The organism is Spirochaeta cellobiosiphila DSM 17781, assembly GCF_000426705.1.
Classification (GTDB): domain Bacteria; phylum Spirochaetota; class Spirochaetia; order DSM-17781; family DSM-17781; genus Spirochaeta_E; species Spirochaeta_E cellobiosiphila.
Genome location: NZ_KE384555.1, coordinates 105,272 through 115,882, shown reverse-complemented (window position 1 = coordinate 115,882; position 10,611 = coordinate 105,272). Strand labels below are relative to the sequence as shown.

Sequence of the window (10,611 nt, the reverse complement as noted above, 5' to 3'; positions counted from 1 at the left end):
ATGTCAATCAATATGCCTTATTATGTATTATTTGTTTATATATTCTGTAAAATGTTTTATATAAAGTAAATATGTTTTTTTATTTTCTAGGTTTTCCTGGTCTTTCTAATGATGGTCTTGATTAAGTTTTCTTTGACAATTAATTGACTTATTTATTTGCTAAACACATATTATACTGTAAAAATATCTTTAGGAGTTCTCATTGAAAAAGAAAGTTGTACTTGTAATGGTGTTGATCCTTTTGGGTTCGTTTATTTTTGCTGAAGGACAGCAGGCACAAAATAACATCCCTCCTTTTGATCCGGATAAGGAATATACTATAAGTATTGGTGGCTACGGTGGCCTGCAGTCAATCATTCTAGCCCTTTCTTTCACTGAAGATTTTGAAGCTAAGTATTCTAATATTCATATAGAGTTGGATCTGATTGATGAATATGCCCATCATGACAGACTGATTAAGGCCTTGGAAAAGGGTGAAGCGACCAACGATATTGAAGTCTTGGGAGTAGAATATATTTCTAAAATCTTAGAGTTTGATGGTTTGACAGACTTAGGAACTAGTCCCTTTTGGGGGCAAAAAGCGGGAAAAGGGATTATTAAGGTTGCTATGGATAACGCTACAACTAGAGAGGGACGTTTGATTGCCATGCCTTTGAATATAGATCCTGTTGTCATTTTTTATCGAAAGAGTATAGCTGATCAAGCGGGTGTCGATTTTGATAAGATAAAAACATGGGATGAATTCATAGAAGGGTGTCAGAAGCTTCAGGAAGTCGGCGGGGGTGATTTTCTTCTCCCAAAGCCTGATGATTTGGTTCTTGCAACACTAAACTATGGAGTAGGCGTTTGGTTCAATCGTAAGGGGAGAGCTCTCATGCCAAGGGATAAATTCCTTTCTCGATTAAACTTGGCTTCTTATATGAAGCCAAGAGGTATTGATGGGCAGTATAGTATCTATTCTAATCATTGGCTCAGGGCCGTATATAATGGAAATGTACCTGTGATTGTTTCTGGTTCCAATATGAGAGGATATCTTGAAGCCTTTTCTTTGGATGGCTTTGTTGATTGGCGGATGGCATCCCTTCCTGAGAATAGCTATTCCTTTCACCAAGCAACCTACTTGGCTATACCCAGTAATGTTCCTGAAGACAAGAAAGCGGCGGCATGGGAACTAATTAAGTATTTTACTACTACAGAGGCAGGACAGTTAACATTCTATAAATTCTCAGGTAAATTTCCCGTATTACAGAGCGTTTATGATGATCCCTCTATCAATCGCACTCTCTCTTTTTATGGGGACCAGAACCAGGACAGGATATTGGTTGATACGGTCAAGCATATTCCCCGTACTACTATAAGTCCCTATGATTATGAGGCTTCAGCCGTCTTTATTAAGGCATTGGAGGATGTTATGAATCAGAACGCCACTCCTGAAAAAGCCTATGATAAGGCGTTGAAAGATATTCAAGCTTTGGCTGATTAGGATTCTACCACTTATATTCCCTTGCGCATTCAGACTATTCATATAATGTCTCTTTAGTACAATCTTATTCATAGGTTCCCCTATTATGTAGAATAAATATTATGATAGTTGTTGATGTCAACATATTGAGGGATGTCTTTCTATTAAATGGGACTGTTTATTTTGTGGGGCTTTCTTTGGGAGTTTATTTTAATTATTTGTTGTATAGGTAAATAATGATTTATTTATAGGTGAATATATCTGGGGAATGCCTTTTAGATTTCTATAAGTTTTTGTTGACAATTAACTAATGTCATTGCAAGATAATTTATATCTTAATAATAAAACTAGTATCTAGGAGAGGTTTATGAAAAAAATCACGGCAATCGTTTTTGCTCTGATAGCGGCTACCACTTTTATTTATGCCGAAGGACAGAAGGATAATTCTGACATTCCTGCCTTCGACCCTAATAAGGAATATAACTTAAGTATTGGAGGTTATGGGGATTTAGAAATCGCCTATCGAGCTGTTTTTGAGACAGAGGAATTTAAATCCAAATATCCTAACATTAATATAGAATACCAAATGGCTGATTTTGATGGTCATCACAATCGACTAACCACTGTATTAGCAGCTGGAGAGGCTACTAATGATATAGAGGCTTTGGAAGTAGGTTATATTGCCAAGTTCGTAGAAGGAGGAGGCTTAACTAACTTAGCGTCTGCTCCTTTTAACGGTCAAGAAGTAGGAAAGGACATTGTAAAGTTTGCAATGGCAAATGCAACAACAAGAAAGGGTAATTTAGTGGCTATGCCTGTAGATATTGCCCCTGCTGTTCTTTTTTATAGAAAAAGTTTGGCTGATAAAGCGGGAATTGACTTTGATAACCTTAAATCATGGGATGAATTTATTGAAGTATCCAAAAAACTAGTTGCTGATAGTGATGGTGATGGTACTGTAGATAAATTTGCTATACCCCATGCCAGTGAAGTGGCAATGATGCCCCTCAATGGTGGTAAATCAGGTTGGTTCAACAAAAAAGGACAAGCTCTGGAACCAAAAGAAAAGTTTATCTCCTCTCTTGAACTCGTTCGAGACATCAGACAAGCTGGTATTGATGGGGATTTGGCAGCCTGGACTGGTCCTTGGACTCAATCCTTCGCAGATGGTACAGTAGCGGCCATTGTGAATGGAGCCTGGTTCGGTGGTTCTCTTAAATCATGGATTGCACCTGATTTAGCTGGTGACTGGCGTGTTGCCTATCTTCCCGGTAAGACTTATGCCTTCCAGGGAGGGACTTACTTATCTATTCCTCAAAATGTTCCTGCAGAACAAAAAGCGGCGGCTTGGGAAATCATTAAATACCTGACTACAACAGCCAATGCTCAGTTAACTACTTTTAAAACTATTGATGCTTATCCTGCCTTAACTACTGTATATGACACTCCTATTATGCACGAACCTGTGCCTTACTTTGGAGGACAGAAGGTAAGAGAAATATACGCGGATGTTGCAAAGCATATTCCTAGTGATACTGTAACAGAATATGATGCTGCTGTTTTAGCTGTTTTCAATAATGCTATTACTGATGTTATCGTTAATGGAGTAACTCCTGAAGACGCTTATCAGAAAGCCTTAAAAGAAATCGCTGTCATTGCTGACTAATTAGCTTTTAATGAGATCTCCCTTAAGGGGGAGATCTTTTTTTATATTTTATAAGGAACCGAATATGAAGTCTTTAACATCAAAGTCTTTAACTTATTTTCTCTTAGTGGTCTTTGCCTTTATTTTTGCCTTTCCCTTTTATTATATGCTTGTACTGTCAACAGTTCCGGGAACACAGATATATCAGTATCCACCACATATCTTTTTTAAAACATCCTTGTTTACTAATATAAAGGCTTTGTTTGAAGATTTACCCTTTCTGGTGAACTTCTTTAATAGTGTAGGAATTGCTGTTCTCTCTACAGCTTCTGTAATCTTTTTTTGTACGATGGGAGGCTTTGCCCTCTCCAAATATGAGTTTAAGGGCAAAAAACTTGTTTTTCTTTTTATCCTAAGTACCATGGCTATTCCACCTTTTTTAAATATCATTCCTTTTTTTAAGATGATGGTAACTTTCCATATGTATGGTACATGGCTTCCTTTAATCGTACCAAATATGGCTAATGCCTTTGGAATCATTCTGATGACACAATTTATGAAGGATTCTATCCCTAATGAACTTATGGATGCCGCACGTATTGACGGATTAAGCGAATTGAAAATCTTGACGCATATTGGATTCCCTTTGTCCAAATCCGGGATCGCCGTCCTGGGAATTGTGACTTTTATTAATAGCTGGAACAACTTTATGGGCGCACTGGTTATGCTTCCTAATACGGAGAGCACTACCTTGCCTGTGGCCCTGTCAAAGTTATTTTTGCAAATGGATGGGGATCGGGGAGGTCTTATGGCGGGGACTGTCTTAGCCGTCCTGCCTCTTATGGTCGTCTTTATCATATTCAATAAACAAATCATTGCTGGTCTGACAGCTGGAAGTGTGAAGGGGTAGTCATGATATCAAAGCAACAAAGATGGGCTCCTTATGCCTTTATTAGTCCTTTCTTTATTTTATTTTTGATCTTTGGAATCTTCCCTATTGGATATTCTCTTGTGATGTCCTTTTTTAAATGGACTGTTAATGGTCCTCAGGAGTTCAGGGGGGTATCTAACTATATTAAACTCATTACGGTAGATCCTTTTTTTAGAGGCTCTTTGTGGACAACTTTTCTCCTTCTTATATGGGGATCTTTATTACAGCATGTATTTGCCATTCCTTTAGCTATCCTGTTGAATAATAATAAAGTAAGGGGCAAGACTTTCTATAAGATTCTGTATTTTTTGCCATACATCACCAGTACTGTTGTTATAGGGATGATCTTTAGTCAGCTTTATGACACAAACTATGGTTGGTTAAACTTTATATTAGAAAAAGTCTTCCATATGGAAAAAATCAAATGGTTACAGGAGCCTATAGCCATGAGGGTAAGTGTCTCTGCTATGGTTAACTGGCGATTTATCGGATGGAATACGGTTATTTATTTAGCTGGGTTACAATCTATTGATAAACAACTCTACGAAGCCGCTGAAATCGATGGGGCTTCTAAATTGCAGACTCATTTTAAAATCACTTTGCCCCTCTTGTTACCTATTATCTTCTTTGCTGTCTCAATGAGTATTATTGGCGGAATGCAACTATTTGAAGAACCTTTTATTCTCTTTGGGGGATATAAAAATATGGGGGGACCTAATAACGCTGGTTTAACAAGTGCCTATTATTTAATGGCCACTGGTTTTAGTTTTAATAGATTCGGTAAAGCATCCAGTATTGCCTGGATATTATTCCTGATCATTATTGCTATGACCTGGATAAATAAGCTTGTGACTGACAAGCTTCAGAATCGATAAGTTCCATAAACTTTATAAGTAGGAAAGGACAGCCCTTCCTTCTTTGGTTTTCAATCATGACGATTGGCTTAAATGTAAAGTTGTAGGGTTATCCTTGTTTGACTGATGGCGTAGCTTGGGGTAAATATTTTATTTACCTCTTGCTATCTTCCTGTGTGAATCCTATGCTTGGGGCATGTTTGGGAGCACACAATGAAGTATAACCGAATTATTTATCCAATCATCCTGTGGACTTGGTGTTTACCCCAAAGTCTTCTTGGTTTTTTTATCTTTCTTCTTATTAGAATCTTCGATAGAAAGTCCTATCACTATCCTTATCTCAGGTCTACGCGTATGGTTCGTACTAATGCCTTGGGTGGCGGATTAGCATTGGGATGCTTTATTTTTTCCTATGATTATGAGCGAGCAGGAAAGAATCCTTTTACTATTCAAACTCAATTAGATCGTCATGAATGGGGACATTTTAGGCAGAACCTTCGTTTAGGACCTGCCTATTTATTAGTGGTCGGGATCCCGTCCTTCTTTTGGGCTGTTCTGTATCGTATAGCCCATTCCAGGTTAAAGAGTTCTTATTATTCTCATTACCCTGAAGAATGGGCGGATAAATTAGGAAAAGTAGAGCGTTAGAGTTTTATACCAAAATAGTATCGAGGATAGAGTTTAAAATCAGTTCCTTTCCAGGATAATTGCTCAAAATCTCCTTCAAATATTTCACTTTCGAAAGTGACATCGTCAATGGAAGCAATCCAATTAGCTCCTCCATATAGGGCAATGCGTTTTGTCAGATAAAAACCACCTTGTATTCTGTAAGAGGGATATACATTGTGTTCTGATAGATGATAGTTATCGCTTTCGAAAGGGATTTGTTTGATAGCGATCGTTTGGGCGCTTAAATCTGTTTCCAGGAAGATTTGTTTGTATTGTTCTCTTATTCCTAAACCGACACCCAGAATGGCATAATCCGTCTGTTCAAAGAGATCCTCATTGGGCATTCCTGCATAGGCTATTGTGTAGAAATGTTTCGTCCCCTGTTGAAAACCTATATAAGAGTACTGATTTTGATCCATCCAGTAGGTTGGATGGAAGATTCCATCTTCACTAATATTAATAAGGCCCAGATTGAATCCTTTCTGATGTTTGTTAAAATTAACCAGTCCAATTTGCATCCCATTAGTCTCTGTGGCTTTGTTAACAAAGCCGAATTGTAATCCCTTTAATTTGTCCGCTCTGTTATAGCCGCCAAATTGTGCTCCTGAGAAATCATGGGCTGAATTAATAATACCTGATAATTGCAAACCTTTCGTTTGCTGTCCCATGATAATATTGATCAATCCAGTCGATTGAATCCCCGAGACATTTCCATGGACAATGCTCAAGAATCCTGAGTGTTGAATTCCTTTAAAGTTTCCATCTACATAGGCTACGGCTCCAGATACCTGGAGGCCAAACATGTCCTGTTGAACGTTTGTAATAATCCCTGATAATTGAACTCCATAGAAGTCATTTCTGGCATGGGATAGTATTCCCGATAATTGCCAACCAATCGCACGGCCGGAGGTCGTTGCAGATAAAGGGGCGGCTTGAAAGGAGTATAAGCGATTAACATTGCTGAAAAGAAGACCCATTCCCATGAGGGCATCCTGATCACTGGGGCCTAACATCGGTGTGGATAGCCATTCCCAATAGAAAATATCAAAATCCGGATCTTCCTGTGTGTCTGTTGTATTCTCCTGTGCCCACAGGGGTGACATAAATATAAAAGATAAGGCCATAGCAAATAAGATATTTTTTTTCATCATAATCCCTTCCTTAACTATACTACTTAATAGAACAGTAATCACAGAAGTATCTATTACTTTTTTTTATCTCTTTCTCTGTACCAGTTTATTCATAAGTCATTGTTATATATTATGATGGGTATATTTAGAAGGGACTTAAGGTGAGGTGATATGCCTATTAATGTTGAAGATTTATATAGAAAGTATGGACCTATGGTTCATAGACGTTGTTTGGCCCTCCTTAAAGATGAGGATCGGGCTTTAGATGCCACCCAGGATGTTTTTCTTTTATTAGTTAGAAAGGAGAACAAATTGGAAGATAAAGGTTTATCCAGTCTTCTTTATACCATGGCAACAAATGTATGTCTGAATATTATGAGAAAGGATAAGAGATCCTTGGAAATATATGATGGAGATCAAGTTGTATTGACAGTAGCCGCCTCAGATAGAACAGAAGAGCAGGTTCTGACTAAACATTTTTTGGAACAATTGTTTACTGAAGAGAAATCTTCTACTCAAACGATAGCGGTTCTGCACTATGTGGATGGCTTTACTCTCCAGGAAACGGCCAAAATGGTGGGAATGTCCGTATCGGGAATTCAAAAACGTCTTCGCTTATTAAAAGATCGTGGAATAAGGCTTAAGGAGAAATAAATGATGGATGATAGAGTCCCAGATTTGTATTGGGAGCAATTAGCTTTAGGGGAATTGGATGATGACCTGGCTCGGGATTTACTCAAGAGACCTGAGGCAAAAGCTAAATTAGAAGCGATTCAAAGAGATAATGAAGCCTTTTGGAGTAAACCTTCTTCTATTTTCGTTGAGGAAAAGCTAAAGAAAAGTCAAAAAGAACATCGGAGAGGATTTAAGACTTTGGTGACTCTTGTACCTTTAGCGGCAGCAGCTCTTTGTTTGTTTCTCATACTGCCTACAGAAAAAGGAGATAATAGTTTAATCCCTACAGAACAGGGTATCCGTCTGAAAGGATCAACTCAACTAAAGATATATAAGCAAATGAAGGGAGAAGCTACCTTACTTTTTTCTGGTGACAAAGTAAAAGAAGGGGATAAGCTTCAATTGTCTTATTCTGCTGATCAGGGACAATACGGGGTTATCTTTTCCATTGATGGAAGAGGTATCGCGACTTTACATTATCCTGAGGATGGCACAGAGGCTGTGTTACTGGATGCTGGTTCTGTAGAGTTAAGCTATTCCTATATTCTTGATGATGCTCCTCAATTCGAAAGATTTTATTTTGTCTATGGCAAAGAAAACTTCTCTTTTGATTCAATCATTGATGAAGCAAAATCCGCTGGTACTCATGGGGCTCTTAAACTTCCAGCTCCCTTAGAGTATAAAAGTGTTCTATTAAATAAATAAGTAGGGAGTCTATTTAATGTGCCGAAAAATATTTACAGGAATACTTTTATTAACATTAGCTTTCTTTGCAGATGCTCAGAATTCAGAGATATCAAGGTTTGCTCTTTATATAGGATCCAATCAGGGGGGGCCAGGAAGAAGCACTCTGCGTTATGCAGGTGATGATGCCAAAGGCGTTGCAGATGTTATGGAAGAGATTGGCGGGATTGTATCCAACCAGCGTATCATCTTATTGGATCCTGACATCAAGGAGATCGATAACTCAATATCCTTAATAAAAACGCGTGTTGATAAGGCTAAGTCTAAAGGTCATCATACGGAACTTTTTCTCTATTATTCCGGTCATTCTGATGAACAAGGCCTTTTATTAGGGGATGAGACCTATCAATATTCTCATTTAAGATCTGCTATCAAGAATATCGATTCTGATGTTCAAGTAGCCATTTTGGATAGTTGTGCCTCTGGTGCTTTTACCAGAACAAAGGGGGGACGCAAAAGTTCACCTTTTATAGTTGATGAAGCAACAAGGACGGAAGGACATGCCTTTCTTACCTCCAGTTCTGAAAACGAGTCTGCACAGGAGTCTGATAGTATTGGTGGAAGTTTTTTTACGTATTATCTGATTACCGGACTACGAGGTGCTGCAGATTATTCCGGAGATAATAAAGTAACTCTCAATGAAGCTTACCGTTATGCCTTTGATGAAACTTTAGCTAGAACTATTAATACTCAGGCAGGACCACAACACCCTAACTATGAAATTCAACTTAATGGTTCTGGGGACCTTATTCTTACCAATATTAAGCAAGATGGAAGCCAGCTCATATTAACAGAAGATGTCATGGGCAGAGTTTTTGTTCAGGAAGAGACAGGACGGGTTTTAGCTGAACTTAGAAAAGATCAGGGAACTACCGTTAATTTAGCACTTCCCTCTCAAATCTACCTTATTAGTCTTGATTTAGGAAATACTTTGCTCAGCAGCAGGGTTAACCTGAAAAAAGGACGAATTGAGAATTTGTCGTTAGCTGACTTTAAGAAAGAAACAAGAGAAGCTACCGTCGTGAGAGGAACTGGTGCTCCATCAGGGACTTCTAATGAGGATGAAGACTTCGAACAAAAGATTGTTAAAACAACAGAAGAACTTCTTAACCAAATATATACTTTTCAAAGTACTGTGGATATCAATAAGGATGAAGACATTGATAAGGAAGTGTATCAAGGCATTAAATTAGGTCTTTATGCTAAGAATTATCGTGTTGAAGGTGCCAGTATCGGTTTTATCTCCCATGTGGAGGAAAATCTTAGAGGTAGCCAGCTGAGTGTTTTCGGCTCCTATGTAGGAAAGGATGTTCAGGGAGGACAATTATCCGGTCTGATTAATATCAATGGTGGTCAATTAGCAGTTATACAGGCCTCTGGGTTATTCAATATCGCCGGGAATCTGAAAGGTATTCAATTAGGTGGGCTATTTAATCACTCTTTGGGTTCTGTTCATGGCATTCAGGCGGGAGGTTTGTACAACATCTCCAGTGATGATAGTTCAATGGTTCAATTATCAGGATTATTTGGTTATCATAATGGTTCCAATAGGGGGATTCAGCTATCAGGGATCTTCTCTGTCGTAAGGGATGAAAGCGTTGGTATGCAGCTATCAGGCTTGCTCAATGTGGCAGGAGATAGTTTTAATGGGCTTCAGGGGAGCGGCTTGTTTAACTTTTCCAGGAATGACAGTCAGATAGCCCAATTTGGAGGACTTTCAAATTACCATATGGGTTCTTTTAAAGGTGCACAATTTGCCGGGTTGTTTAACTTTGCTTCCAAAGATGCTTCTGGCGCTCAGGTTGCCGCTATTATGAATTATTCTGGTGATGATATGTCTGGTATTCAAATATCTTCGATTTTGAATATTGCGGGTACACTTAAGGGAACACAAATCAGTATCATTAATACTGCTGGTCGCATGGAAGGACGTCAATTCGGGCTTATCAATATTGCAAAGAACTTAGAAGGTCCTGCTTTTGGTTTAGTAAGTATTGGGGGTAATACCAAGTATCACGCCATTACCTGGATAGATGATCATCAAAATACCTATGTAGGACTGAAAACGCAGAATAAGAAGGTCTACAATATCTACTATGGTGGTTTATACAACGATGAATTAGTTAATAACCAATTGAACCATGCTATTCTTGGAATAGGGCTTGGTTATACTTGGGAAATCGGACTCTTTGATCTATCAAGTGATGTATCGGCTAAGATTCATCTTGGGGATTATAGTTCTTCCTTTTGGAAAACAGCACCCTATTGGAGAACGAAGCTATCCCTTGATGTTCTGGATAAGCTGTCCGCCTTTGGTGGTATCGGTTTTGATATTAATCAAAACAATAGAAGGGTTATTAATGATGAAAACCAAAGTAATTATGCTGTAGTAGAAGCGATTGACATCGGTATTAAGCTTTATCCTAGTTTCTTTTTGGGGTTATCCTACTAACTCATAAAAGTTGACCGGCTAAATCTAAATTAGTAATTTAGCTATATTC

The 10,611-nt window shown here is 38.3% G+C and carries 9 protein-coding genes; 8 read left to right on the top strand and 1 reads right to left on the bottom strand.

From position 1 onward, the window contains the following. Positions 1-202: 202 nt before the first annotated feature. The 5 genes from K345_RS0110880 to K345_RS0110860 all read left to right on the top strand — a co-directional run bounded on the left by K345_RS0110880 (position 203) and on the right by K345_RS0110860 (position 5,540). Positions 203-1,483: an extracellular solute-binding protein gene (locus K345_RS0110880; RefSeq protein WP_028974170.1), complete on the top strand. Its 1,281-nt coding sequence runs from the start codon at positions 203-205 to the stop codon at positions 1,481-1,483. Between the two features lie 346 nt (positions 1,484-1,829). Further along, positions 1,830-3,128 carry an extracellular solute-binding protein gene (locus K345_RS0110875; RefSeq protein WP_028974169.1) on the top strand — a complete coding sequence of 433 codons (1,299 nt, stop codon included), beginning with the start codon at positions 1,830-1,832 and terminating at the stop codon, positions 3,126-3,128. Between the two features lie 64 nt (positions 3,129-3,192). After that, positions 3,193-4,017 (top strand): carbohydrate ABC transporter permease, encoded by an 825-nt coding sequence (locus tag K345_RS0110870; protein ID WP_053228234.1) that lies wholly within the window; start codon positions 3,193-3,195, stop codon positions 4,015-4,017. Between the two features lie 2 nt (positions 4,018-4,019). Further along, complete coding sequence (locus tag K345_RS20735) at positions 4,020-4,913, top strand: carbohydrate ABC transporter permease (RefSeq protein ID WP_037572066.1); 894 nt, start codon at positions 4,020-4,022, stop codon at positions 4,911-4,913. Between the two features lie 192 nt (positions 4,914-5,105). Beyond that, complete coding sequence (locus K345_RS0110860; protein WP_028974167.1) at positions 5,106-5,540, top strand: hypothetical protein; 435 nt, start codon at positions 5,106-5,108, stop codon at positions 5,538-5,540. Here the strand turns inward: K345_RS0110860 and K345_RS0110855 are convergent. After that, entirely contained in the window at positions 5,537-6,712 is a 1,176-nt protein-coding gene (locus K345_RS0110855) for an LA_2272 family surface repeat-containing protein (protein ID WP_028974166.1), read from the bottom strand. The genes K345_RS0110860 and K345_RS0110855 overlap by 4 nt on opposite strands. A gap of 150 nt (positions 6,713-6,862) precedes the next feature. Between K345_RS0110855 and K345_RS0110850 the strand changes: the two genes are divergently transcribed. The 3 genes from K345_RS0110850 to K345_RS0110840 are packed head-to-tail and all read left to right on the top strand — an operon-like array spanning position 6,863 to position 10,562. Then, complete coding sequence (locus K345_RS0110850) at positions 6,863-7,345, top strand: RNA polymerase sigma factor (protein ID WP_028974165.1); 483 nt, start codon at positions 6,863-6,865, stop codon at positions 7,343-7,345. Further along, complete coding sequence (locus K345_RS22385; RefSeq protein ID WP_028974164.1) at positions 7,346-8,071, top strand: hypothetical protein; 726 nt, start codon at positions 7,346-7,348, stop codon at positions 8,069-8,071. Between the two features lie 16 nt (positions 8,072-8,087). Further along, positions 8,088-10,562 (top strand): caspase family protein, encoded by a 2,475-nt coding sequence (locus K345_RS0110840; RefSeq protein ID WP_028974163.1) that lies wholly within the window; start codon positions 8,088-8,090, stop codon positions 10,560-10,562. Positions 10,563-10,611 lie beyond the last annotated feature (49 nt).

Excerpts from the sequence above, each read along its gene's own strand:
- K345_RS0110875 (WP_028974169.1), top strand. The coding sequence starts at position 1,830 with ATGAAAAAAATCACGGCAATCGTTTTTGCTCTGATAGCGGCTACCACT.
- K345_RS0110870 (WP_053228234.1), top strand. The coding sequence starts at position 3,193 with ATGAAGTCTTTAACATCAAAGTCTTTAACTTATTTTCTCTTAGTGGTC.
- K345_RS20735 (WP_037572066.1), top strand. The coding sequence starts at position 4,020 with ATGATATCAAAGCAACAAAGATGGGCTCCTTATGCCTTTATTAGTCCT.
- K345_RS0110860 (WP_028974167.1), top strand. The coding sequence starts at position 5,106 with ATGAAGTATAACCGAATTATTTATCCAATCATCCTGTGGACTTGGTGT.
- K345_RS0110855 (WP_028974166.1), bottom strand. The coding sequence starts at position 6,712 with ATGATGAAAAAAAATATCTTATTTGCTATGGCCTTATCTTTTATATTT.
- K345_RS0110850 (WP_028974165.1), top strand. The coding sequence starts at position 6,863 with ATGCCTATTAATGTTGAAGATTTATATAGAAAGTATGGACCTATGGTT.
- K345_RS22385 (WP_028974164.1), top strand. The coding sequence starts at position 7,346 with ATGATGGATGATAGAGTCCCAGATTTGTATTGGGAGCAATTAGCTTTA.
- K345_RS0110840 (WP_028974163.1), top strand. The coding sequence starts at position 8,088 with ATGTGCCGAAAAATATTTACAGGAATACTTTTATTAACATTAGCTTTC.